The sequence below is a fragment of the Streptomyces sp. CBMA29 genome (assembly GCF_014596445.1).
Classification (GTDB): Bacteria; Actinomycetota; Actinomycetes; order Streptomycetales; family Streptomycetaceae; genus Actinacidiphila.
Genome location: NZ_MECL01000271.1, coordinates 1 through 24,476, shown reverse-complemented (window position 1 = coordinate 24,476; position 24,476 = coordinate 1). Strand labels below are relative to the sequence as shown.

Annotated in this window: 18 protein-coding genes and 1 riboswitch; of the genes, 11 read left to right on the top strand and 7 right to left on the bottom strand. The window is 72.4% G+C overall.

The window, feature by feature from the left end; genetic code table 11:
- Window positions 1-46: 46 nt before the first annotated feature.
- From BGM09_RS36500 to BGM09_RS36490, 3 genes are all read left to right on the top strand, one after another.
- The gene (locus BGM09_RS36500; RefSeq protein ID WP_188286057.1) at window positions 47-862 is read left to right on the top strand and encodes an ABC transporter ATP-binding protein; all 816 of its coding nucleotides are present in this window, start codon (window positions 47-49) and stop codon (window positions 860-862) included.
- A complete protein-coding gene (locus BGM09_RS36495; protein ID WP_188286056.1) occupies window positions 852-1,757 on the top strand; it encodes an ABC transporter permease in 906 nt (301 codons plus the stop codon). The genes BGM09_RS36500 and BGM09_RS36495 overlap by 11 nt, the downstream gene beginning before the upstream one ends.
- 98 nt (window positions 1,758-1,855) lie before the next feature.
- Window positions 1,856-2,938 (top strand): ABC transporter substrate-binding protein, encoded by a 1,083-nt coding sequence (locus BGM09_RS36490; protein ID WP_188286055.1) that lies wholly within the window; start codon window positions 1,856-1,858, stop codon window positions 2,936-2,938.
- A 16-nt stretch (window positions 2,939-2,954) separates the two neighbouring features.
- Here the strand turns inward: BGM09_RS36490 and BGM09_RS36485 are convergent, their stop codons facing one another.
- Together BGM09_RS36485 and BGM09_RS36480 are read right to left on the bottom strand one after the other, a co-directional pair.
- Window positions 2,955-3,899, bottom strand: a complete 945-nt coding sequence (locus tag BGM09_RS36485) for a sucrase ferredoxin (protein WP_188286054.1) — start codon at window positions 3,897-3,899, stop codon at window positions 2,955-2,957.
- Between the two features lie 167 nt (window positions 3,900-4,066).
- A complete protein-coding gene (locus BGM09_RS36480) occupies window positions 4,067-6,511 on the bottom strand; it encodes a DNA topoisomerase (ATP-hydrolyzing) subunit A (protein ID WP_188286053.1) in 2,445 nt (814 codons plus the stop codon).
- A 265-nt stretch (window positions 6,512-6,776) separates the two neighbouring features.
- Here BGM09_RS36480 and BGM09_RS36475 point away from each other — a divergent pair, with 265 nt between their 5' ends.
- The 4 genes from BGM09_RS36475 (at window position 6,777) to BGM09_RS36460 (ending at window position 11,720) form a co-directional block, all read left to right on the top strand.
- Window positions 6,777-8,153 carry a M16 family metallopeptidase gene (locus BGM09_RS36475; RefSeq protein ID WP_188286052.1) on the top strand — a complete coding sequence of 459 codons (1,377 nt, stop codon included), beginning with the start codon at window positions 6,777-6,779 and terminating at the stop codon, window positions 8,151-8,153.
- Entirely contained in the window at window positions 8,150-9,535 is a 1,386-nt protein-coding gene (locus tag BGM09_RS36470) for a M16 family metallopeptidase (RefSeq protein ID WP_188286051.1), read from the top strand. Before BGM09_RS36475 ends, BGM09_RS36470 begins: the two co-directional genes overlap by 4 nt.
- 244 nt (window positions 9,536-9,779) lie before the next feature.
- A riboswitch (cyclic di-AMP (ydaO/yuaA leader) is annotated at window positions 9,780-9,947 on the top strand.
- A gap of 15 nt (window positions 9,948-9,962) precedes the next feature.
- Window positions 9,963-10,826, top strand: coding sequence for a M23 family metallopeptidase (locus BGM09_RS36465; RefSeq protein WP_188286050.1), 864 nt, complete (start codon window positions 9,963-9,965; stop codon window positions 10,824-10,826).
- Window positions 10,827-11,018: 192 nt separating this feature from the next.
- Entirely contained in the window at window positions 11,019-11,720 is a 702-nt protein-coding gene (locus tag BGM09_RS36460; RefSeq protein ID WP_188286049.1) for a GntR family transcriptional regulator, read from the top strand.
- Window positions 11,721-11,844: 124 nt separating this feature from the next.
- On the opposite strand, the gene BGM09_RS36455 is transcribed toward BGM09_RS36460, so the two are convergent.
- Window positions 11,845-12,126 carry an HPr family phosphocarrier protein gene (locus BGM09_RS36455; protein WP_188286048.1) on the bottom strand — a complete coding sequence of 94 codons (282 nt, stop codon included), beginning with the start codon at window positions 12,124-12,126 and terminating at the stop codon, window positions 11,845-11,847.
- A gap of 161 nt (window positions 12,127-12,287) precedes the next feature.
- Here BGM09_RS36455 and BGM09_RS36450 point away from each other — a divergent pair, with 161 nt between their 5' ends.
- The 4 genes from BGM09_RS36450 to BGM09_RS36435 all read left to right on the top strand — a co-directional run bounded on the left by BGM09_RS36450 (window position 12,288) and on the right by BGM09_RS36435 (window position 17,653).
- Window positions 12,288-15,056, top strand: a complete 2,769-nt coding sequence (locus BGM09_RS36450; protein WP_188286047.1) for a GNAT family N-acetyltransferase — start codon at window positions 12,288-12,290, stop codon at window positions 15,054-15,056.
- A 76-nt stretch (window positions 15,057-15,132) separates the two neighbouring features.
- Window positions 15,133-15,726 carry a DUF5998 family protein gene (locus BGM09_RS36445; protein WP_188286046.1) on the top strand — a complete coding sequence of 198 codons (594 nt, stop codon included), beginning with the start codon at window positions 15,133-15,135 and terminating at the stop codon, window positions 15,724-15,726.
- Window positions 15,726-16,919 carry an alkaline phosphatase family protein gene (locus tag BGM09_RS36440; RefSeq protein WP_188286045.1) on the top strand — a complete coding sequence of 398 codons (1,194 nt, stop codon included), beginning with the start codon at window positions 15,726-15,728 and terminating at the stop codon, window positions 16,917-16,919. Before BGM09_RS36445 ends, BGM09_RS36440 begins: the two co-directional genes overlap by 1 nt.
- An 86-nt stretch (window positions 16,920-17,005) precedes the next feature.
- Window positions 17,006-17,653, top strand: a complete 648-nt coding sequence (locus BGM09_RS36435) for a thymidine kinase (RefSeq protein ID WP_188286044.1) — start codon at window positions 17,006-17,008, stop codon at window positions 17,651-17,653.
- A 74-nt stretch (window positions 17,654-17,727) separates the two neighbouring features.
- On the opposite strand, the gene BGM09_RS36430 is transcribed toward BGM09_RS36435, so the two are convergent.
- The 4 genes from BGM09_RS36430 to BGM09_RS36415 form a co-directional block, all read right to left on the bottom strand.
- Entirely contained in the window at window positions 17,728-21,648 is a 3,921-nt protein-coding gene (locus tag BGM09_RS36430; RefSeq protein WP_188286043.1) for a discoidin domain-containing protein, read from the bottom strand.
- 163 nt (window positions 21,649-21,811) lie between these two features.
- Entirely contained in the window at window positions 21,812-22,681 is an 870-nt protein-coding gene (locus BGM09_RS36425; protein ID WP_188286042.1) for an NAD-dependent epimerase/dehydratase family protein, read from the bottom strand.
- The gene (locus BGM09_RS36420) at window positions 22,681-23,571 is read right to left on the bottom strand and encodes a carbohydrate ABC transporter permease (protein ID WP_188286041.1); all 891 of its coding nucleotides are present in this window, start codon (window positions 23,569-23,571) and stop codon (window positions 22,681-22,683) included. Before BGM09_RS36420 ends, BGM09_RS36425 begins: the two co-directional genes overlap by 1 nt.
- A partial coding sequence (locus BGM09_RS36415) for a carbohydrate ABC transporter permease (protein WP_188286040.1) occupies window positions 23,568-24,476 on the bottom strand: 909 nt, incomplete at its 5' end. The genes BGM09_RS36420 and BGM09_RS36415, both read right to left, overlap by 4 nt.

Genomic DNA, 24,476 nt, shown 5'->3' with positions numbered 1-24,476 from the left:
CACAAGACTGCCGCCGCCGCGGTGGTCGCTCCTAGCCTCCACCGCCATGAGCAGCGAAACGAGCCCCGCCATCGAGCTGCGGGGGGCGAGCAAGGCGTTCAGGACCCCGTCCGGCGCCCTGCACACCGCCGTGAGAGACCTGGACCTGACCGTGGAAAGGGGGGAGTTCGTCGCGGTCGTCGGACCGACCGGCTGCGGCAAATCGACGACGCTGACCCTGGTCAGCGGCCTGGAGGAGCCCACGGAAGGCGAGGTGCTGGTCTCGGGAGAGACCGTGAAAGGCATCAACCCCGGCGTCGGCTTTGTCTTCCAGCAGGACGCCGTCTTCCCCTGGCGGACCGTGCTGTCCAACGTCATGGCCGGGCCGCGCTTTCGCGGTGTCGGCAAGGCCGAGGCCAAGGAGCGGGCCCGCGACTGGCTGGCCCGCGTGGGCCTGACCGCCTTCGAGGACCGCTATCCGCACCAGCTCTCCGGCGGCCAGCGCAAGCGCGTCGCGCTCGCCGCGACCTTCGTCAACGACCCCGACATCCTGCTGATGGACGAGCCGTTCTCCGCGCTCGACGTGCAGACCAGGGCCCTGATGTCCGACGAACTCCTGGAGCTGTGGTCCGGTACCGGGTCCTCGGTGGTGTTCGTCACCCACGACCTGGAGGAGTCCATCGCGCTGGCCGACAAGGTCGTCGTGATGACCGCGGGGCCCGCCACCGTCAAGGAGGTCTTCACGATCGACCTGCCGCGGCCCCGCAAGGTCGAGGAGGTCCGGCTGGAGCCGCGCTTCCTGGAGATCTACCGCGAGATCTGGTCGTCGCTGGGCGAAGAGGTCCGCATCACCCGCGAGAGGAGCGTCGGACATGCCGCCTGAGTCCGCAGCCCCGGCCACCGCTGGGACCGGGGCCACCCCCGAGGACGCCGTCCCGGTCAAGCCCGGCGTCGACACCCCACGCACCAAGGCCCGCGCCCGCGCCGTCCGCAACCGCGCCCTCCTGGTGTACTCCAGCCGCCTCGCCGTCCTCGTCCTCGTGCTCGGCCTGTGGGAGTGGGCGGCCCGCACCGGGGTCATCGACCCGTTCAACTTCTCCATGCCGTCCAAGATCTGGGACCAGATCCGGCAGTGGACGATGCACGGCACACCGCAGGGCCCCCTGGGCGAGCAGATCTGGTACACGCTCTACGAGGCGCTGTACGGCTGGGTCATCGGTGTCGCCGGCGGTGTGGTGCTGGGCATCGCGCTCGGCCGGATCCCCTTCCTCGCGGACGTCTTCGGACCGTATGTGAAGGTGCTCAACGCGATGCCGCGCATCGTGCTGGCGCCGATCTTCCTCATCTGGTTCGGCCTCGGCCCGGCCTCCAAGGTGGCCTCCGCCGTCGTCCTGGTCTTCTTCCCGGTGTTCTTCAACGCCTTTCAGGGCGCCCGCGAGGTCGACCGCAATCTGGTCGCCAACGCCCGCGTCCTCGGCGCGAGCAACCGCCGCGTCACCCTCCAGGTCGTGATCCCGGCCGCCACGTCGTGGATCTTCACCAGCCTGCACGTCAGCTTCGGCTTCGCGCTGATCGGCGCGATCGTCGGCGAGTACATCGGCGCGACCAAGGGCATCGGCCTGCTGGTCTCCGCCTCGCAGGGCACTTTCAACGCCGCCGGGGTCTACGCGGCCATGGTGATCCTCGCCGTCGTCGCCCTCATCGCCGAGGGCCTGCTGACCTTCCTGGAGAAGCGGCTCTTCCGCTGGAAGCCCGCCCAGCCAGGCGCCGAACGCTGAGCCGGCCCGCAACCCCTCGCCCGCAACCCCCCCGGCCCCTGCCCCCTCGCCCGCAACCCCCCGCCCGTAACCCGTTCCCCGCTCACAAGGACGTGACCATGCGCCAGTACGCCAAGCTCCCGGCATTCGCCCTCGCCGGAGCCCTCGCCCTCACCACACTCACCGCCTGTGCCAACGACGCCGCGTCCGGTTCCGGGTCCGGCTCGGATTCCACCGGGGACGCGGGCTCCACGGCCACCCCGGCCAAGAACGCCGAGAAGGTCAAGATCATGGTCGGCGGCCTGGACAAGGTCATCTACCTGCCCGCCATGCTCACCCAGAGACTCGGCTTCTTCCAGGCCGAGGGCCTCGACGTGACGCTGCTGAGCGAACCGGCCGGTGTGCAGGCCACCACGGCGCTGGTCTCCGGCGACGTACAGGGCGCCGTCGGCTTCTACGACCACACCCTCGACCTCCAGACCAAGAACAAGATGATCGAGTCGGTCGTGCAGTTCGCACAGGCGCCGGGCGAGGTCGAGGTGGTCTCCACCAAGGCCGCGGGCGACATCGCCTCCGCCAAGGACTTCAAGGGCAAGAAGCTCGGCGTGACCGGCCTCGGCTCGTCCACCGACTTCCTCACCAAGTACCTCGCGGTGCACAACGGCCTCAAGGTCAGCGACTTCACGCCCGTCACCGTCGGCGCGGGCCAGACCTTCATCGCCGCCCTCCAACAGGGCTCCATCCAGGCCGGTATGACCACCGACCCGACGGTCGCGCAGATCCTGGACAAGGGCATCGGCAAGGTGCTGTACGACATGCGCACGCCCGAGGGCTCGCGGGAGGCGCTCGGCGGTCTCTACCCGTCCTCCAGCCTCTACATGAACACCGACTGGGTGAACGGCCACAAGGAGACCGTGCAGAAGCTGGCCAACGCCTTCGTGAAGACCCTCAAGTGGATGTCCACGCACACCCCCGAGGAGATCGCCGCGAAGATGCCCTCCGACTACGCGCAGGGCGGCGCCAAGCTGTACGCCGACTCCATCAAGGCCACGCTGCCGATGTTCACCACCGACGGCGTGATGCCCCCCGACGGCCCGGCCACGGTGGAGGCGGTCCTGAAGTCCTTCAACCCGAACCTCAAGGACAAGACGGTCGACCTGGAGAAGACCTACACCACGGAGTTCGTCAAGAACGTCACGTAACGCCCGGCAAAGAGCCCTACGACCCGCGGCCCCCGGCCACCCGCTCGATCCCCGTGACCTCCATCCGGGCGGGTGTGCCGAGGGCCGCGCCGCAGCTCTCCGGGCGCGGCGGCAGCGACGCGGCCTGCGCGACCGTCACCTCCCACACTCGTCCGTCGGCGTGCGCCACCCGCACCGCCCAGTCGCCGTCGCCGGAACCCGAGGGAGCCGGGTCCGTACGCTCCACGGCCTCCACCGCCACGGCCGCCGTACGGTCCTCACCGGTCAGCTCCCGTACGGCCAGATCCGCCGCCTGTCCAGGACGGTCCCACGCCGAGCGGCCCCGGCAGCCGTCCAGCACCATCCGCCCGGAGCGCGCCGCCTCCAGCACGTCCTTCGCGTGGTGCGCGTCCACCCGGCCGTACGTGTAGCCGTAGGGCAGTACGAGCATGGTCGGCGCGAAACGGTGTCCGCCGAGGTGGGTGATCTCCCAGACCTCGCTGCCGCCCGAGGCGGCCAGTTCCGCGGCGAGCGGCCGGCCGCGCACCGCGCAGCAGCGGTCCCGCTTGCCGTTGGTGCACACCAGGGCGAGGGGCGCGCCGTCGTACGCGTCGCCGAATCCGTTGTGCGCGCCCGCGCCCAGCGCGGTGAAGTCCAGCGCGGTCAGCTCCGCCGGGTCGGTGACCTCGGCGGTACGGACCCAGGAGGCGCCCGGCGCGGTGTGCGCGAGGTAGACCCGGTGCCGACGCGGAAGGTGCAGGTCGGCGTGTCTGCCGGGGCGGCGGATCAGGGCGACGCGGGTGCCCGTGCCGTCGGCGAGCCGTTCCAGCTCGCGGCCGGTCGCCGGGTCCAGCCGGCTCGCCCCCAGCGCCTTCGCCCCCCACGGGCCCGGCTGCTCGATCAGCAGCCACGTCCGTGCGGTGGCCGCGGTGGCGGCCACCGGTTCGGCGAGGGACGCCGAGGCGCTGGTGCAGGTGCTCACCCGGCTGAGCCTATTGCCTCCCGGCGGCCCCCGATTCCCGGGGCGCGGCGGCCCCCGCCACCGCGCCCGTATCCAGCGACCGTACAACAGCCCGTACGACCGGCTGTACGACACCCGGTACGACAAGCCGCACGCGCCCGTACGACCGGCCCGCGTACGGGCCGGCGCTACACCGGTCCCGCCACCACCGCGACCGGCTTGACCAGCGGCACACCCGAGCCGTCGCGGCGCGGGTCCTTCGGCGGCAGCTCGGCGGGCGTGCCGGCGGGCGTGGCGGCGCGGGCGGGCGCGGGACCTGCCCAGGCCAGCGCGAGACCGACCTCGCCGCGCAGGAACCGCTGGCAGCGCACACCGCCGGTGGCGCGCCCCTTGCGCGGATACTGCTCGAACGGCGTCAGCTTCGCGGTGCCCTCGGTCGTGTCGTCCAGCGTGCCCTCGGCGCGCGCGACGGTGAACACCACCGCGTCCACGGCGGGATCGACGGCGGTGAAGGAGATCACCTTGGCGCCGTCGGCGAGCTTGACGCCCGCCATGCCGCCGGCGGGCCGCCCCTGCGGGCGTACCTGCGCGGCCGGGTAGCGCAGCAGTTGCGCGTCGTCGGTGATGAAGACCAGGTCCTCCTCGCCGGTGCGCAGCTCCATCGCGCCGACCACCCGGTCACCGTCCTTGAGACCGATGACCTCCAAGTCGTCCTTGTTCGACGGGTAGTCGGGCACGACGCGCTTGACGACGCCCTGCTCGGTGCCGAGCGCGAGGCCGGGCGAGGACTCGTCGAGCGTGGTCAGGCACAGCACCCGCTCGCCGTCCTCCAGGGTGAGGAACTCCGACAGCGCGGCGCCGCCCGCCAGCGACGGCGCGCCCGCCGTGTCCGGCAGCATCGGCAGATCGATCACGGTCAGCCGCAGCAGCCGCCCGGCGGACGTCACCGCGCCGATGTCGGCGCGCGCCGTGGTCGGCACCGCGGAGACGATCACGTCGTGCTTGGCGCGCTTGGCACCGCCGTCGCTGAAGTCCTCGCCGTTGGTCGTACGGGCCAGCAGCCCGGTCGAGGAGAGCAGCACACGGCACGGGTCGTCGGCCACTTCGAGCGGCACCGAGGACAGCGGCGCGCCCGCCGACTCCAGCAGGACCGTACGGCGCTCGGTGCCGTACTGCTTGGCGACCGCGGCCAGTTCGGCCGAGACCAGCTTGCGCAGTTCCGCGTCCGAGTCGAGGATCCGGGTCAGCTCGGCGATCTCCGCGTTCAGCCGGTCGCGCTCGGACTCCAGCTCGATCCGGTCGAAGCGGGTGAGGCGGCGCAGCGGGGTGTCCAGGATGTACTGCGTCTGGATCTCGGAGAGCCCGAAGCGCTCCATCAGACCGTCCTTGGCCGCCGACGAGTTGTCGCTGGCCCGGATGATCGCGATGACCTCGTCGATGTCGATGAGGGCCACCAGCAGACCGTCCACCAGGTGCAGCCGGTCGCGGCGCTTGGTGCGGCGGAATTCGCTGCGGCGGCGTACGACCTCGAAGCGGTGGTCGACGTACACCTGGAGCAGTTCGCGCAGGCCCAGGGTGAGCGGCTGCCCGTCCACCAGGCACACGTTGTTGATGCCGAAGGAGTCCTCCATCGGCGTCAGCTTGTAGAGCTGCTCCAGCACGGCCTCGGGGTTGAAGCCGTTCTTGATCTCGATGACCAGCCGCAGGCCGTGCTCGCGGTCGGTGAGGTCCTTGACGTCGGCGATGCCCTGGAGCTTCTTCGCGTTGACCATGTCCTTGATCTTCGCGATCACCTTCTCCGGGCCGACGGTGAAGGGCAGTTCGGTGACGACCAGGCCCTTGCGGCGCGGCGTCACGTCGTCCACCGCGACCGTCGCGCGGATCTTGAAGGTGCCCCGGCCCGACTCGTACGCGTCCCGGATGCCGGTCAGTCCGATGATCCGGCCGCCGGTCGGCAGGTCGGGGCCCGGCACGAAGCGCATCAGCGTGTCGAGGTCGGCGTTCGGGTGCTTGATGAGGTGGCGCGCGGCGGCGATGACCTCGCCCAGGTTGTGCGGCGGCATGTTGGTGGCCATGCCGACGGCGATTCCGGAGGCGCCGTTGACCAGCAGGTTGGGGTACGCGGACGGCAGGACCGCGGGCTCCTGCTCCTGGCCGTCGTAGTTGGGGGCGAAGTCGACGGTGTCCTCGTCGATCGACTCCACCATGAGCTGGGCCGGGCCGGACATCCGGGCCTCGGTGTAACGCATCGCCGCGGGCATGTCGTCCAGCGAGCCGAAGTTGCCGTGTCCGTCGACCAGCGGCAGCCGCTGCGAGAACGGCTGGGCCATCCGCACCATGGCGTCGTAGATCGACGCGTCCCCGTGCGGGTGAAGCTTGCCCATCACCTCGCCGACCACGCGGGCACACTTGACGAAGCCGCGGTCGGGCCGCAGCCCCATCTCGTTCATCTGGTAGACGATGCGGCGGTGTACCGGCTTCATCCCGTCACGGGCGTCGGGAAGCGCCCGCGAGTAGATCACCGAGTAGGCGTACTCGAGGTAGGAGGCCTGCATCTCGTCCACGACGTCGATGTCGAGGATGCGCTCCTCGAAATCGTCGGGCGGCGGGGTCTTCGCGGTGCGGCGGGCCATCTCGGCGGCTGCTCCTTCATCTGGACGGGCACAAGGCTCGGACGGGCACAAGGCTCGGGTGGGACGCCGACCATTGTGGACCGCACTACCGACATCGCGGACCACCACCCGGTACGAGCGTGCCGTGGACGGCACGTTCACCCATGACGCGGCGGGCACGTTCACCCACGGCGTGACCGGGAACTTCGCGGACGGTCGGCTCCCTTGCCTAGAGTGGCAGCACTCTACGCAGTCACGCAGCAGCGACCGGAAGGACAGCTTGCCCATGGGTCACACGGCCACGCCGGAGGCACACTCCAGCGGCCTGACAGCCACCGAGCACCGCCTGGCGAACGGCCTGCGGGTGGTGCTCTCCGAGGACCACCTCACTCCGGTCGCGGCCGTCTGCCTCTGGTACGACGTCGGTTCCCGCCACGAGGTCAAGGGCCGTACCGGCCTCGCCCACCTCTTCGAGCACCTGATGTTCCAGGGCTCCGCCAGCGTCAAGGGCAACGGGCACTTCGAACTGGTGCAGGGCGCGGGCGGCTCGCTGAACGGCACCACCAGCTTCGAGCGCACCAACTACTTCGAGACCATGCCCGCCCACCAGGTCGAACTGGCCCTGTGGCTGGAGGCCGACCGGATGGGCAGCCTGCTCACCGCGCTCGACCTGGAGAGCCTGGACAACCAGCGCGACGTGGTGAAGAACGAGCGCCGCCAGCGGTACGACAACGTCCCCTACGGCACGGCCTTCGAGCGGCTGACCGCGCTGGCCTACCCCGAGGGGCACCCGTACCACCACACCCCGATCGGCTCGATGGCCGACCTGGACGCGGCGTCGCTGGAGGACGCGCAGGCGTTCTTCCGTACGTACTACGCGCCCGGCAACGCGGTACTGGCCGTGGTCGGCGACATCGACCCCGAGCAGACGCTGGCGTGGGTCGAGAAGTACTTCGGCAGTATCCCGGCGCACGACGGCAAGCCCGCACCGCGCGACGGCTCGCTGCCCGAGGTGATGGGCGGCCAGCTCCGCGAGGTGATCGAGGAGGACGTGCCCTCGCGCGCGCTGATGGCGGCCTACCGGCTGCCGGAGGACGGGACCGCCGACGGCGACGCGGCCGACCTGGCGCTGACCATGCTCGGCGGCGGCGAGTCGTCCCGGCTGCACAACCGGCTGGTACGGCGCGACCGCAGCGCTGTCGCCGCGGGCTTCGGCCTGCTGCGCCTCGCGGGCGCGCCGTCGCTCGGCTGGCTGGACATCAAGGCGTCCAGCGGGGTCGAACTGCCCGCCATCGAGGCCGCGGTGGACGAGGAGCTGGCCCGCTTCGCCGAGGAGGGCCCGAGCCCCGAGGAGATGGAGCGCGCCCAGGCGCAGATCGAGCGCGAGTGGCTCGACCGGCTCGCCACCGTGGGCGGCCGGGCCGACGAGCTGTGCCGTTACGCGGTGCTGTTCGGCGACCCGCAGCTCGCCCTCACCGCCGTCCAGCGCGTGCTGGCCGTCACCCCCGAGCAGGTGCGGGCCGTGGCCGCCGCGCGGCTGCGCCCCGACAACCGCGCGGTCCTCGTCTACGAGCCCACCGGCGGCGACGCGGCGGATGACACCACCGACGAAGCGACCGACGAAGCGACCGACGAAGCCACCGAGCAGGAGGGCGAGCTGTGAGCGAGACCGCGGCCGTCATGACGTTCCACCCGCAGCCGCAGGCAGGGGAGCCCCGGCCGTGGGCGTTCCCCGCCCCCGACCGCGGCACCCTGGGCAACGGCCTGACGGTGCTGACCAGCCACCGCCCGGGACAGCGGGTCGTCGCCGTCGAGGTGCTGCTCGACGCGCCGCTGGACGCCGAGCCCGAGGGCCTGGACGGCGTCGGCACCATCATGGCCAGGGCGCTGTCGGAGGGCACCGAGCAGCACACCGCCGAGGAGTTCGCGGCCGAGCTGGAGCGCTGCGGCGCCACGCTGGACGCGCACGCCGACCACCCCGGTGTGCGGGTCTCCCTCGAAGTGCCCGCCTCCCGCCTCGACAAGGCGCTCGCCCTGCTCGCCGAGGCGCTGCTGACCCCGGCCTTCCCCGAGGACGAGATCAAGCGGCTGGTCGCCAACCGGCTCGACGAGATCCCGCACGAGCTGGCCAACCCCGCCCGCAGGGCCGCGATGGCGCTGTCCAAGGAGCTGTTCGCACCGGAGCTGCGCTGCTCCCGGCCGCGCCAGGGCACCGAGGAGACCGTCCGCGGGATCGACGCGGCGGCCGTACGCGCCTTCTACCGCGCTCATGTCCGCCCGTCCACCGCGACCGCCGTGGTGGTCGGCGATCTCACCGGCATCGACCTGCCGCGGCTGCTCGACGACACCCTGGGCGGCTGGACCGGCTCCGCCGCCAAGCCCCGCCCGCGCCCGGCGATCACCTCGGACGACACCGCGCGCGTGGTCATCGTGGACCGGCCGGGCGCGGTGCAGACCCAGCTCCTCATCGGCCGTACCGGCGCCGACCGGCACGACCCGGTGTGGGCGGCCCGCGTGATCGGCACCTACTGCCTGGGCGGCACCCTGACCTCCCGCCTGGACCGCGTGCTGCGCGAGGAGAAGGGCTACACCTACGGCGTACGCGCCTTCGGGCAGGTGCTGCTCGGCTCCGCCGACGGTACGGGCGCCGCGCTGCTGGGCATCAGCGGCTCGGTGGCCACCGAGGTCACCGGGCCCGCGCTCGCCGACACCTGGCAGGTCGTCAGGACGCTGGGCGAGGGCGGCCTGACCGACGAGGAGCGTGACGTCGCCGTACAGAATCTGGTCGGTGTGGCGCCGCTGCGCTACGAGACGTCGGCGGCCGTCGCGGCCACGCTGACCGACCAGGTCGAGCAGCAGCTCGCGGACGACTACCAGGCCGAGCTCTACGCGCGGCTGGCGGCCACGGGCACGGTGGAGGCGACCGCCGCGGTCGTCAACGCCTTCCCGCTCGACCGGCTCGTGGTGGTCCTGGTCGGGGACGCGTCCGTCATCGCCGGGCCGGTGGGCGAGTTGGGCATCGGACCGGTGAACATCATCACGTAGTACCGCTCGGGCCACTCGGCCCGGCCTTGTGGAAGCGCGCGACCCCGGAACCCCGGCAGCCCCTGTGGCGCCGGGGTTCCGGGCGTTTTGGAGCGCCGCGCGGGAGTTGAGGAGGACTTGCGGGGGAGTGTCAGCGAAGTGTGGCGTACGCAACAAATCAGCTGATCTGTTTGGCGGATGGGCGAGAGCGCGGTTAGCGTCTTCGCTCGTTGCCCGTCAGCAGCGGCCGCGTCCGGCGGCTCGCGGGCACACATCGCCGAGTCCCCGTCAGGGGAGCCGGGGACCCAGCCCTCTCGCGAGGGAGCAGTCCCTGGGGTGAATCGGGACCGACCGCCGAGCGGCGGGCGGACCCGTAGGAGACCTTCCTGCTCCGAACCCGTCAGCTAACCCGGTAGGCGAGAAGGAAGGAAAGGAGCGACGCCTCTTCATGGCGTTCACCGTTCTGCCCGCGCCCAGCGGGAAGCACCGCCGTCCCCGCCGTGGCGCCGCACGCACCGTCCGCGGTGGCGGCACGCTCGCCGGAGTCGCGGTGCTCACCGCGACCGGAGCGTTCGGCGCCACCTCGATGACCGCCACGGCCCACGCCGAGAGCGCGCACGACGCCGTCGCGAACACCGTCTTCGCCCGTACCGCCGATGTGACCGGCTCGCTCGCCGACTCCCTGGCCGCGCAGGCGGAGGCCCAGCACAAGGCCGCCGAGGCGGCGAAGGCCAAGGCGGAGGCCGACCGCAAGCAGGCGGAGGCCGCGGCCCGCGCCAAGGCGGCCAAGGCCAAGGCCGACGCGGCAGCCGCGAAGGCCAAGGCGGAGGCCGCGGCCAAGGCGCAGGCCGCCCGCGAGGCCAAGGCCCGCGCCGACCGCGCCGCCGCCGAACGCAAGCGCCTCGGCTCCTTCGTCCTGCCGGTCGGCGACTCCTACGTCTCCACCGCCTACCGCGCCTCCAGCGGTCTGTGGTCCTCCGGTTACCACACCGGCATCGACTTCCACGCGGCCAGCGGCACCACCGTGCACGCGGTCGGCTCCGGCACCGTGGTCGAGGCCGGCTGGGGCGGCTCGTACGGCAACAACATCGTGATCCGGATGTCCGACGGGATGTACACCCAGTACGGCCACCTGTCCTCGATCCAGGTCTCGGTCGGCCAGAGCGTCACGCCCGGCCAGCGGATCGCCCTGTCCGGCGCGACCGGCAACGTCACCGGGCCGCACCTGCACTTCGAGGCCCGTACCGGACCCGACTACGGCTCCGACGTCGACCCCGTCGCCTACCTGCGCAAGCACGGCGTCTCGGTCTGACCCTCAGGAACCACCGCACCGCCCCCTCAGCACGAAGGCCCCGGCTCCCCCCGCCGGGGCCTTCGTCCGTCCCGCGTCCGTCCCACGTCCGTCTCACGTCCGTCCCGCGCACCAAAAGAAGTCCCATATTCGGGACTGTGATCGGAATCCCTGGTGTGCTGGAATAGGGTTACCGCAGAATGCGCGGAAAGAATGGGGTCCTGCGATGCGGAATCGGATGTGAACGGGACGGACGGCACGGGGCGGCGTATCTCCGCCCAGGTGGTGTGTACGGCCATCCGCGACGACATCGTCAGCGGCTTCTTCCCGCCGGGCGGCCGGCTGACGGAGGAACTGCTCGCACAGCGGTACGGGGTGTCGCGCGTGCCGGTCCGCGAGGCGCTGCGCACCTTGGAGTCCGAGGGCTTCGTCCGCACCCGCAGGCACGCCGGCGCGTCGGTGGCCGAGCCGACCGAGCAGGAGGCGGCCGACCTTCTCGAACTGCGCGGCCTGTTGGAGCCGCTGGGCGCCGCGCGTGCCGCCCAGCGCCGTACCGACGCGCATCTGAAGGTGCTGCGCGGGCTCGTACGCCTAGGTCAGGAGCGCGCGGTCCAGGGCCAGTTGTCCGACCTGCCGTCGCTCGGCGGCTGGTTCCACGAGACCCTGGCGCAGGCGTCGGGCAGTCCCACGCTGGCCGCGCTGCTCACGCAACTGCGCCACAAGATCGCCTGGGTGTACGGCGGCGAGGTGCCCACCCGCGCGGTGGAGTCGTGGGAGGAGCACGCGGCGCTCGTGGACGCGGTGGCGCGCGGTGACGCCGAGCGGGCCCGCAGACTGGCCGCCGGGCATGTGGAGCGCAGCGCCGCGGTGAGGATCCTGAAACATCCCGTCAACGCGGTGCGCCGCCGCAATTAACAATCGCACCGTATACAAGTGCGTAGAATTGCGGCACCCGTAAATGCAATAAAGCGGGACCGGTGCAATCCGGGTGGATTGTCCGGCCCCGCTGAATTCACCTGTCCCAAATCCCCGGCCGCGCTCAGACGGTCTCGGGGAGCTCTTCCAGGCCCTCGGCGACGAGCTTCGCCAGCCGGTCGAGCGCGGCGTCGGCGCCGTCGGCCTCGGAGGCGAGCACGATCTCCTCGCCGCCCTGCGCGCCGAGGCTGAGCACGGCCAGCATGGACGCGGCGTTGACCGGGTTGCCGTCGGCCTTCGCGATCGTCACGGGGACGCCCGCGGCCATGGCCGCGCGGACGAAGATGGACGCGGGGCGGGCGTGCAGGCCCTCCGCCCAGCCGACGTTGACACGGCGCTCAACCATGGTGCTGCCCTTCGGGTCGTTCCAGTTGTCTAGACCAGTTTCGCACGGCCGGAGCGCTGCTCCGGCACGTCGGCACGATCGCGGCCCCCACCAGACTGCCCCCTGCGCGTCGGCTCCGCGAGTGTGACGCGCCCGCCGGGCCACCCGCTTACGCTGAGGCCATGAGCGAGCAGACGGCGCATCCGTACCCCGTCCACTGGGAGGCGGACGTCGTACTGCGGGACGGCGGGATCGCCCACATCAGGCCGATCGGGCCCGACGACGCGGGACGGCTCGTCGACTTCTACGAGCAGGTCTCCGACGAGTCGAAGTACTACCGCTTCTTCGCGCCCTACCCCCGGCTGTCCGACCGGGACGTGCACCGCTTCACGCACCACGACTACGACGACCGCGTGGGCCTCGCCGCCACCGTCGGCGGCGACTTCATCGCCACCGTCCGCTACGACCGCACCGACGACGCGGGCCGGGCCGTCTCCGCCGACAAGGGCACCACCGGGACCCGCGCCGAGGTCGCCTTCCTCGTCCAGGACGCCCACCAGGGCCGCGGCGTCGCCTCCGCGCTGCTCGAACACATCGCCGCCGTCGCCCGCGAGCGCGGCATCCTGCACTTCACCGCCGAAGTCCTGCCCGCCAACCGCAAGATGGTCAAGGTCTTCACCGACGCGGGCTTCACCCAGCAGCGCAGCTTCACCGACGGCGTCGTCCACCTCGAACTCGACCTGGAACCCACCGAGCAGTCCGTCCAGGTCATGCGGGCCCGCGAGCACCGCGCCGAGGCCCGCTCCGTCCAGCGGCTGCTGCGCCCCGGCTCGGTCGCCGTCGTCGGCACCGGGCGCAGGCCGGGCGGCGTCGGCCGTACGCTGCTGCGCAACATCGTCGCGGGCGGCTTCACCGGCCACGTCTACGCCGTCAACCGCTCCTTCCCCTCCCTCCCGGACGGCGGAACCGACATCGACGGCGTGCCCGGCCACCGCTCCGTCCTCGGCATCGGCGCCCCCGTCGACCTCGCCGTGATCGCCGTGCCCGCCGACCGCGTTCCCGAGGCCGTCGCCGACTGCGGCGCCGCGGGCGTCCAGGGCCTGGTGGTGGTCGCCGCCGGATACTCCGAGACCGGCGAGGAGGGCAGGGCGCGCCAGCGCGAGCTGGTCCGGCAGGCCAGGAGCCACGGCATGCGGGTGATCGGCCCGAACGCCTTCGGCGTCCTCAACACCGCCGCCGGGATCCGGCTCAACGCCTCCCTGTCGCCCGAGATGCCGCGCAGCGGACGCCTCGGCCTGTTCACCCAGTCCGGCTCGATCGGCATCGCCCTGCTCTCCGGACTGCACCGCCGCGGCGCGGGCCCGTCCTCCTTCGTCTCCGCGGGCAACCGCGCCGACGTCTCGGGCAACGACCTCCTCCAGTACTGGCAGGACGACCCCGACACCGACGCCGTCCTGATGTACCTCGAATCCTTCGGCAACCCGCGCAAATTCACCCGGCTCGCCCGCCGCACCGCCGCCGCCAAACCGGTGGTCGTCGTCAAGGGCGCCCTGCACTCCGGCTCCGTCCCGGCCGGACACGCCGTGCCCGCCACCCGTATCCCCGACTCCACCGTCTCCGCGCTCTTCCGGCAGGCCGGGGTGATCCGCGTGGACACCGTCACCGAACTGCTGGACGCCGGACTCTTCCTGGCCCTCCAGCCGCTGCCCGCGGGCGACCGGATCGCCGTCCTCGGCAACTCCGAATCGCTCGGCCTGCTCACCTACGACGCCGCGCTCACCGCGGGACTGCGGCCCGCCGCGCCCCTCGACCTCACCACCGCGGCCACCCCCGACGACTTCGCCGCCGCCCTCGGCGCCGCGCTCGCCGACCCCGGCAGCGACGCCGTCGTCGTCACCGCGATCCCGCGCGTCGGCTCCGAGGACGCCCCGGACCCCGAGTCCGGCGACGACCCGGCGCTCGCCGAGGCGCTGCGCCGTACGACCGCCGCCGCGGGCGGCGGCAAGCCCGTGGTGGTCGCCCACCTCGCCCTGGAGACCATGGCCGACCGGCTTGGCGCGCCCGGCGACGAGGCCGCCTCCCGTATCCCCGCCTACTCCGCGCCCGACCGGGCCGTGCGCGCGCTCGCCGAGGCCGCCGCCTACGCGGCCTGGCGCGCCGGATCGGCGGACCCCGGCCGGATCCCGCAGTTCGACGACATCCAGGAGGCCGCGGCGGCCGACGACGTACGCCGCCTGCTGCCGACCGGTCAGGCGCCCGAGGGCGGGATCGCGCTCGGCGACGCGGACACCGCCACGCTGCTCGGCCGGTACGGCATCCAGGTGCGCGGCGCGCTGCCCGCGCCCGACGCCGACACCGCGGTAGCCGCCGCCGCCCGGCTCGGCTACCCCGTCGCGCTCAAGACCACCGCCCCCCACCTGCGGCACCGCGCCGACCTCGGCGGCGTACGCCTGGACCTGGCGGACGAGGGCGACCTGCGGCGGGCCTACGACGAGCTGACCGCGCGGCTCGGCACCCCGCGCGAGCTGCTGCCCGTCGTGCAGGCGATGGCGCCGCGCGGTGTGGACACGGTGGTACGGGCGGGCGTCGACCCGGCCGCGGGCGCCGTCCTGTCGTTCGGCCTGGCGGGCGCGCCCTCGGAACTGCTCGGCGACACCGCCCACCGGCTCGTCCCCGCCACCGACCGGGACGCGGCCGAACTGGTCCGCTCCATCAAGGCCGCGCCGCTGCTGTTCGGCTGGCGCGGCGCCGAGCCGGTCGACACCGACGCGCTGGAGGAGTTGCTGCTGCGCGTGTCGCTGCTGACCGCCGATCTCCCGGAGGTCGTCGCGGTCGACCTGGAACCGGTGGTGGTCTCCTCGCACGGCCTGACCGTCCTCGGCGCGTCCGTCCGCCTGGCCAGGCCGCCCGCCCGCACCGATCTCGGGCCGCGGGCGCTGTCCTCGTTCTGACCCGGAGCCCGCTCCCGCGCCCGCCCGCACGCCGGGTCGCGCTCCGAGCACGTCGCGGTCGTACCTGGCCCTTAGGATGGTCGGCATGGCGAAGACCGGTACTACGACTCAGGGCCTGCGCACGGCCATCGAGCGCAGCGGCTACTACCCCACCCTCGTGGCGGAGGCCGTCGAGGCGGCGGTCGGACGCGAGCCGGTCTCCTCCTACCTGGTCCACCAGGAGACCAGCTTCGACGCCAACGAGGTCCGTCGTCATGTGACCGTGCTGGTGCTCACCGACAGCCGCTTCATCGTCAGCCACACCGACGAGCAGGCCGCCGACGACACCTCGCCGACGCCGTACGCCACCACCTCCACCGAATCGGTGAAGATCGGCCGGATCTCCTCGGTCGTGGTCAGCCGGGTGGTCGCGAACCCGGAGTCGTACACGCCCGGCACGCTGCCCCGCGAAGTGGTGCTCACCATCGGCTGGGGCGCGGTCTCGCGGCTCGACCTGGAGCCCGCCGCCTGCGGCGACCCCAACTGCGAGGCCGACCACGGCTACACCGGCTCCTCGACCGCCGACGACCTGTCGCTGCGGGTCAGCGAGGCGGGCGACGGCCCGGACACCGTCCGCCAGACCCTGGCCTTCGCGCAGGCGCTCTCCGAGGCGACAGCGGCCACTGACTGATGGCCCAGCCGCTGCACGGCGGGTACGGTTCCGCGCCGCTCGATCCGCGTACCGCTCCCGTACCCGACTACGGCACCGGCGCGCTCTGTGACGTCATCCCGGCCGCCGTCGCCGGATTCGCCGTCCCCGGCATGCCGGCCACCGGTCTGGAACTGACGCCCGCCGACCGGGTCTGCGTCTTCCTGGTGGACGGCCTCGGCTGGGAGCTGATCCGGGCCCACCCCGACGAGGCGCCGTACCTCACCTCGCTGCTGCCGACCTCGCGCGGCGGCACCGGCCGCCCGCTGACCGCCGGATTCCCGGCGACGACCGCGACCTCGCTCGGCTCGGTCGGCACCGGGCTGCCGCCCTCCGCGCACGGCCTGGCGGGCTACACCACGCTCAATCCGGCCACCGGCGAGCTGATGAACCAACTGCGCTGGCAGCCCTGGACCGCGCCGCACGTCTGGCAGCCGCACCCCACCGTCTTCCAGCTCGCCGACGCCGCCGGGATCGCCACCTGCCAGGTCTCCTCGCCGACCTTCGTCAACACCCCGCTGACCAAGGTCGCGCTGTCCGGCGGCACCTTCCACGGGCGCCTCACCGGCGAGGAGCGGATGGACCTGGCCGCCGACCGGCTCGGCGCCGCCGACCGCACGCTGGTCTACACGTACTACAGCGAACTGGACGGCATGGGGCACCGGCACGGCGTCGACTCCGACGCCTGGCGCGGCCAGCTCATGATGGTCGACCGGCTGGCGCAGCGGCTCGCCGAGCAACTGCCGCCGCGCAGCGCCCTGTACGTCACCGCCGACCACGGCATGATCGACATCCCCTTCGACGAGGGGTCCCGGATCGACTTCGACGAGGACTGGGAACTGCGTGCAGGGGTCGCGGTGCTCGGCGGCGAGGCCCGCGCCCGGCACGTCTACGCGGTGCCCGGCGCCGCGGGTGACGTGCACGCGGTGTGGAGCGAGGTCCTCGGCGAGCAGATGTGGGTGGCGACCAGGGCCGAGGCGATCGAGGCGGGCTGGTTCGGACCGCCGCCGGACGAGCGGGTGTCCGGCCGGATCGGCGATGTCGTGGCCGTCGCCCGCGACGACATCGCGATCGTCGCCCACCGCACGGAATCGGGGGAGTCGAAGATGGTCGGCCTGCACGGCTCGATGGTGGCCGCCGAGCAGCTCGTACCGCTGCTCGAAGTACGCTCCTGAGGCCCGCCCGCCGCCGCACTCTCCCGTCCCCGTCAGACCCATATCCGCCCCCCATCCGCTCCCATCGAGAGGCCGTCGTCCTTCCCATGCCCGAACTGGTCTTCTTCTCCGGAACGATGGACTGCGGCAAAAGCACTCTCGCCCTCCAGATCGTCCACAACCGCACCGCTCGCGGCCTCCAGTCGGTGATCTTCACCAGGGACGACCGCGCGGGCGAGGGCAAGCTCTCCTCGCGGCTCGGCCTGGTCACCGACGCCGTCGAGGTCGCGGACGGCATGGACCTGTACGGCCATGTGATCGGCGTGCTCAGCCGCGGCGGCCGGGTGGACTACGTGATCGTGGACGAGGCGCAGTTCCTCGCGCCCGAGCAGATCGACCAGTTGGCGCGGGTGGTCGACGAACTCGACCTGGACGTGCACGCGTTCGGCATCACCACCGACTTCCGCACCCGGCTCTTCCCCGGTTCGCAGCGGCTCATCGAGCTCGCCGACCGCGTCGAGGCCCTTCAGGTCGAGGCGCTGTGCTGGTGCGGTGAGCGCGCCACCCACAACGCCCGTACGGTCGACGGCGTGATGGTCGTCGAGGGCGCGCAGGTGGTGATCGGCGACGTCGACCGCTCCGGCGAGGTCGGCTACGAGGTGCTGTGCCGCCGTCACCACCGCCGCCGGATGACCAGCGCGACCGCGGGCGCGGGCACGCTCTCGCCCGACGTGCTGCCGGTCACCCACTCCTGACGGCAGCGGTCGCCCGCCCATGACGACGGGCCCGGACGGCCGCGCGGCGGCGGTCGACCGGGCCCGCCCGCCGGTCAGTTGACGCCGACCGGCCCGAAACGCGCCACGACCGTACGGTCCCCGGTCACCGGCACGGTGATCGTCCGCCCGCTGCCGGGCAGTCGGGCGCCGTCGAGCGTCCAGCCCAGCAGGCGGAAGCCGGACGCCGGTACGGCCGTCACGGTCGCGGTGCCGCCGCGCTCGAAGCGGCCCGGCTCCGTCTGGTTCCCGCCGACGGTGACCTTCCCGCCGCTCGCGGGCTCGGCCGTGGCCGTCACCGACTGCTGCACCATGTTGATCGCCATGATGCCCAGCAGCTTGGCGGGACCGGTGGACGTCGCGCCGTTGTAGCGCAGCACGTTGACCGCCGTGACGTCGGCCGAGGCACCCGCCTTCACGGTGTACCCGCCGTCGCCGAGGTTGTCAGTGCCCAGGTTGAAGGCGCGGACGTCACCGGAGGTGACCACCAGACCGTTGTGCATGCCGTAGCCGAAGACGTCCGAGACCGTCAGGCCGCGGGCGCCGTCCACATGCACCAGGTCGGTGTTCTCGCGGGTGAACCCGTCGATGGTCTGCGCGAACAGATCACTGCCGAGGCCCCAGCCGGGAACGCCGAAGCCGGTGCGGTTCACCGCGTTGCCGTTGCTGAGCACCCCGTCGACCAGGCCGCCGCGGCCCGCGCGCGCCGTGACGCCCCGGTTGAGGAAGACCCCGGTCACCTTGTGCACCACGAAGCCGTCGTCGCCCTCGTCGACGGCGTTCCACGCGTTGGTCAGACCGACATCGACCACATACGTGCCGCGGCCGGTGCCACGGATGTCGTACGGGTAGGGGACGTAGCCGGTCGCGGGGTTGTTCTCCGGGTGGAAGACCCGCAGGCCGCGCACCCCCGAGCCGTTTCCGGCGAGCGTGACGAAGGCGGCGGCGGTGTCGGCCTTCGCGGTGTTCCGGCCCGCGTAGGCGAACAGCACGGTGCCGCCGCTGGCGCCGTCCTCGTCGCGGTTCGGCGAGGACGAGGCTCCCCGCAGTTCGACCCCGGCCGGGACCCGCAGCCGGCCCTCGACCCGGTACCAGCCCGCGGGCAGGTACACGGTGCCGCCGCCCTGCGCGCCCGCCCGGTCCAGCAGCCGCTGGATGCCCGCGGTGGCGTCGGCGGCGGGCTGGTATCCCACGCCGTGCGGGACGGCGCCCGCCGCGTAGAGCGCGTGCCTGCGGGGCGCGGGCAGGGCGGGTGCGGCGGCCTGGACCGGTACGGGGCCTGGCATCGTCACGACCGTGCCGGAGGCCGGGCCGTCCAGCGTCGTGCCGGTGACCTTCACGAATCCCTTGGTGGTGTTGCGGACCGACGCGAGGCTGCCCTGAAGCGTGCCCCCGGCCATCGTCATGCCCCAGCGGGTGTCGATGTCGTCCACCTGGAGGGCCACATCGGTGCGCACCACCCGGGTCTGCCGGAACGCGCCGACGAAGGCCGCCCGTTGGCCCTTCGCGACCTGGATGCCGGTGCGGTAGTCGGACAGCGAGATCCGGGAGAACTGGTCCCACTCCAGGTCACCGAGGACAAGTCCCGTGCCGTTGGCCCGCGTCCACCGGTCGAGCGCCGGCCGCGCGGGCGGGTCGTACGCCGAAGGCGCGTGCGCCCAGTAGGAGTTGGAGAAGGTGATGTCGCTCCAGGTGCCGACGTCCGAGCCGTTGTAACCGGTGGCCCCGGTGAACAGCACCGTCCCCTTGATGTCGTCGAGCGTCGCCGACTCGTGCACCTGGCCCTGCACCGCGGGCCTGCCGCGGTCATCGGTCTTGGTGGAGACGCCGACGCCCTTGTACGAGTTGAGCATCGTGACGTGCGCGACCGTGCTCATCATGAAATTCGCGTCGCTCTGCCAGGCCGAACCCGGAATCTCGAAGGTGTTGTTGTACGGCACCGGGTGGGCCGCGTTCTGCCGCGGGTAGTAGGTGGTCAGGCCCTGGACGCTGGCGCTGCCGCCGATCCGGAAGAGCACCGGCCCGTCGGCGCCCGGCGGCAGGTCGGCGCGGATCACCGTGCCGTAGCCGCCGGACCCGCGGTCCGGGTCGCGCCGGTCGCCGGTCAGCGAGCAGAAGGCCGGGACCTCCACGGTGCTGGTGAGGCGGTAGGTGCCCGCGCCCAGCCACACCGTGCCGCCGCCCGCGTCCTGGCAGTCGTAGAGCGCGGACTGCACGGCGGCGGTCGCGTCCCTCTTCCCCGTCGTGTCGACGCCGTAGTCACGGAGGTCGAAGTCGGCGACGACCGGAGCGCCGGTCGAGTAGCGGGGGGTGACCAGCTTCGGGTGCGGTGTGACGACCCGCTGGTCGCGGACCTCAAGAACGGCGAGGCCCACCGTGGTCTGGCCCGCGCTGTACCCGTGGATCGCCAGCCGGACGTACCGGGCGGTCGTCGGCGCGAAGGCGGTGGTGAACACCGAGCCGCCGACGGCCCCGGTGCGGCCCACGTCCGTGAAGCGCGTCCCGTCCGTGGACACCTGGACGGTGTAGTCGCGGGAGAAGGCGCCGGTCCAGCCCGCCTTGACCTGGTTGAAGCGCTTGGCGGCGCCCAGGTCCACGGTGAAGGTCTCGCCCGTCCCGCCGTCCCCGCTGACCCACGCGCTGCCGCCGTTCCCGTCGATCGCCGCGGCCGGGGCGGACCCGGCGGCGGTGGACGAGGCGGTGGCGGTGCCCAGGTGCGCCAGATCGGTGTTCACGGCGGCGGCGTGGAAGACGTCGAGCGCGGTGGCCAGCGCGTGGAAGGCGGTACGCGCCTGCTCGTCGGTGACGCCGGCGCCGTCCGCGACCGCGCGGGCCGCGTCGGCGGCCTTCCGGAGCGCGGCCTTCGCGCCCGCCGGGTACTGCCCGTCGCGGGTGCCCTCGCGGGCCGCCAGGTAGGCCAGATCGGCCTGCGCCACAAGCTGCCTGAGGCCGGTCGTCGGGTCGAGCACGCTCGGCAGCGCGGTCACCGAGACGCGGGCGACCTTCAGTTCTGCCGGGCTGCCGCCGGTGGTGACGCGGAAGTCCGAGCCGTTGGAGCGGTTGGTGAGGATCGCGTCGTCCAGCAGGAAGGTGTGGGTCTTCCAGGTCCCCGAGTCGCCGTAGGCGAAGACCGGCGAGTTCTTGAACATCTCCGGGATGGTGTCGCCGGGGGAGTCGTACTGGAGCTGGATCGCTCCGTTGCCCCGGTCGAAGTAGTCGACGGTGACCGCGACCGGGTCGCGGTTGTCGTACAGCGCGGTGTCGTCCACGTTCATGTAGAAGAAGCCGGTCTCGGCGCCCGGTCGGCTCTGGTCGGTGCCCCAGTAGCCGCGGCCCGCCTCCGTGCCGGTCACGAGGTGCGTGTCGTTGTCGCCCGCCCGCGGCGAGATGCCGTGCGCGTTGACCGCGGCGCCGAGATCCACGGACTGGCCCGCGGCGACCCGCACCGACGCCACCGTCACGTCGGCGGGCGCCCCGTCCTTCGTCCCCGACAGCCGCAGCTCACGGCCCGCCTCCGTCCCGAAGTCCGCCGGTACGGTGAAGGCTTCCGTCGTCCACCCGGCCGCTCCGGTGAGCGGCACACTGCCGACGAGATCGCTCGCGCCGCGCGTCAGCCGAAGCGTCGTCCCGCCGGGCTCGTCGTCGTACGTCACCGCCACGGTGACCTGGCCGGCGCCGCCGACGGTGTCGGTCCACTCCCGGTCCAGCGCCAGCTTGATGTAGTCCGTGCCGGTCGCCACATCGGTCCGCCAGTACGGCTTTCCGTTCTTCTCACCGGTGCGCGGGCCGTCGGCGGAGTCGCCCGCGCTCGCCGTCAGGCCCAGCGTGACCGGTTTCGGGCCGAGGTCGGCGCCGACGCCCAGCGGATACAGGGCCGCCGCGGCGGCCCGGGACGACGGAGGGAGCAGCAGGGCCGCGAGCAGCAGCAGTGCTAACGCGGCGGGGGGCCGCAGCCATGTCACGAGGGTGGGTCTCATGTCGGCCTCTCCTCAGGGAGGTCGGTTCCAATGGGGTGGTCGCGCTGTTCCTCGGGCTCACAGCCGGTGGCCGGTTGCTCGCGCCCGGGTGGATCAAGAGAGGGCGGGACGGACCGCCTGCGCGAGGAATCCGGTGATCCGCTCTTCGACGATGTGCCGGTCGTCACGCACCGTTGCGTTTCCTTCTGCCGTGGGCGGCCGTACGCCAGGTGCGCCGGGGCGTGAAGCCCAGTAGCCGCGTGCAGGCGGCCGTGTCGAAGAGCGAGGAGTGGTCCGGGAGGCCGGCGCGCAGCGGCACCTTTGGATGGTGACGGGCCATCAGTTCCGCGGACGGCAGCGCGGATGTCGTGTCGGGGGCCGTGACGTTGACGACGTGACACCCGGTCAGCTCGGCCTCCAGCGCGCGCCGTACCGCCTCGGCCGCGTCCCGGGTGTGCAGCCAGCCCCACAGGTCGTGCCGCTGACCGGCCGGGTCGGCCGCGCAGGCGTCCAGGAAGCGGCCGAGCCGGTCGCCGGTCCCGGTGAAGGGCAGCCGCAGGCAGACCGCGTCCAGGCCCCAGCGGCGGTGCGCGGTGCGCGCCACCTCCTCCAGCGCGGCCTTCGACAGGCCGTACGGGTCGCGCAGCAGGCTCGGATGGGCCTCGTCCAGCGGGACGTAGGACGGCGAGACCGGCACCGGTGACCAGGCCAGGCCCACCGCGGCCATGCTGGAGGCGGCCACCACCCGGCGCACCCCGGCCCGGCCCGCCTCCTCGAACACCCGGTGCGCGGTGAGGCAGTTGTGCGCGAACAGCGTGCTCGGGTCGGTGTCGTTCGGGTGCGGGATCGCCCCGAGGTGCACCACCGCCTGCGCGCCCGCCATGGCCTCGCGCACCAGCTCCGGGTCCTGGAGGTCGCCGGTGTGCACGCGCGCGGCGCGCGGCTCGGTCACTGGCAGCAGATCGGTGAGCACCAGTTCGTGCCCGGCGGCCAGCAGCGCCGCGCTGACATGGCCGCCGATGTGGCCGGCGGCCCCTGTGACCAGGACGCGCATCAGCCCTTCACCGCCCCGACCAGGCCGTTGACGAAGTAGCGCTGGAGGCTCAGGAACAGCAGCGCCACCGGGATAACGACGATCAGCGCGCCCGCCATCAGGTTGTTGTAGTGCGGCACGTTCGACGAGGCGAGCGTCTGGAGGCCGAGCGGCAGCGTGTACGCGCTCTCGTCGTTGAGCGAGACCCGGGTCAGCAGGTACTCGTTCCAGGTGGGGATCGCGGTGAGCAGCGCCACCGTGATCAGCGCGGGCCGGGCCAGCGGCAGGTGGATCCGGGTGAAGATGTGGAATTCGTTGGCGCCGTCGACCCGCGCCGACTCCCGCAGCTCCCGGGGCACGGCGCTGAAGGCGCCGGTCATCAGCAGCACCGACAGCGGGGCGCCACCGTTGACGAAGGGCAGCACCAGACCGATGTGCGTGCCCAGGACGCCCATCGTGTTCTCCAGCAGCACGATCGGCAGCATCACCGTGATGCCGGGCACGAACAGCAGCGCGACGAAGAGCTTCTGGAGCAGGCCGCGGCCGGGGAAGTCCAGCACGGCGAAGGCGTAACCGGCCGCCGCGTACACCCCGAGCGTCAGCACCACGGTGAGCGCGGTGACCTGAAGGCTGTTCAGGAAGTAGTGGAAGAAGTGCAGTTGGTTCCAGGTGTGGATCAGCGTGTCCAGCGTCGGGTGGTGCGGGATCAGATGGCCGCCGCGTACCACCTCGGCCTGGTCCTTGAAAGCGGCCGAGACCATCCACAGGAAGGGGTAGACGCTGACCAGGCCGTAGAGCGTCAGCAGGATGCCGACGGTCCAGCGCGCGGCGGCGCGTGAGACGGCCGCCCTGGCCGGCGAGGTGGGTCCCGGAGTGCGCGAGGAGCCCGCGCCGGAGATGTCCGTCGTCATGTTCTGCTCCGCATGACTCGCAGGTTGACCAGGGCCAGCACCACGGCGGCGGCGAACAGCAGCCAGCCGAGGGCGCTCGCCAGGCCGAGCGTCGGCGCCAGGTCCTTGAGGAAGGCCAGCCGGTACGCCTCCAGGCCGAGGACGTTGGTGTGGTCTCCGGGACCGCCGTTGGTCATCACCAGGAAGGTCTGGAAGCCCTGGAGGGAGTCGCGGAGATTGAGCAGCACGACGATCGAGGTGATCGGCCGGACCAGCGGCCACACCACCGACGCGTTCGTCCGCCACCACCCGGCGCCGTCGAGCTGCGCGGCCTCCATCACGCTGCGGTCGATGGTCTGGAGACCGGTGAGGTACATCAGCATCGCGACCGGCACCGCCCCCCACACGGTGACCACGATCATCGTGGGCAGCGCGGTGTTCGGGTTGCCGAGCCAGCCCTGCGGCTGCGCGAGCGAGCCCATGCCGACGCTGCTGAGCAGGGTGTTGACCGCGCCGTCCGGCTGGAGAATGTACTGCCAGGCGAAAAAGACGGCGATGCCGCTGGTGACGTACGGCACGAAGTAGACCGAACGCAGCACGCCCTGCATCCGCTTGGCGGAGTTGAGCAGGATCGCCAGCGGGAAGGACACCGCGACGGTCAGCAGCGGGACGGCGATCATCACGTACAGGGTGTGGACCGCCGCGTGGTGCAGCCGGGGCGCGTAGGCCGGATTCTGCCAGAGCAGGTCCTTGTAGTTCTGGAGGCCGACCCAGTCCCAGTGCGGCGCGAAGCCGTTCCAGCGGGCGAAGCTCAGCAGGAAGCCGTAGCCGACGGTGTACAGGCCCATGACCGCGAAGAGCACGACGGCGGGGGCGACGAACAGGTAACCGGAGACGGCCTCGTAGCCGCGGCGGCGCGGGGGGCG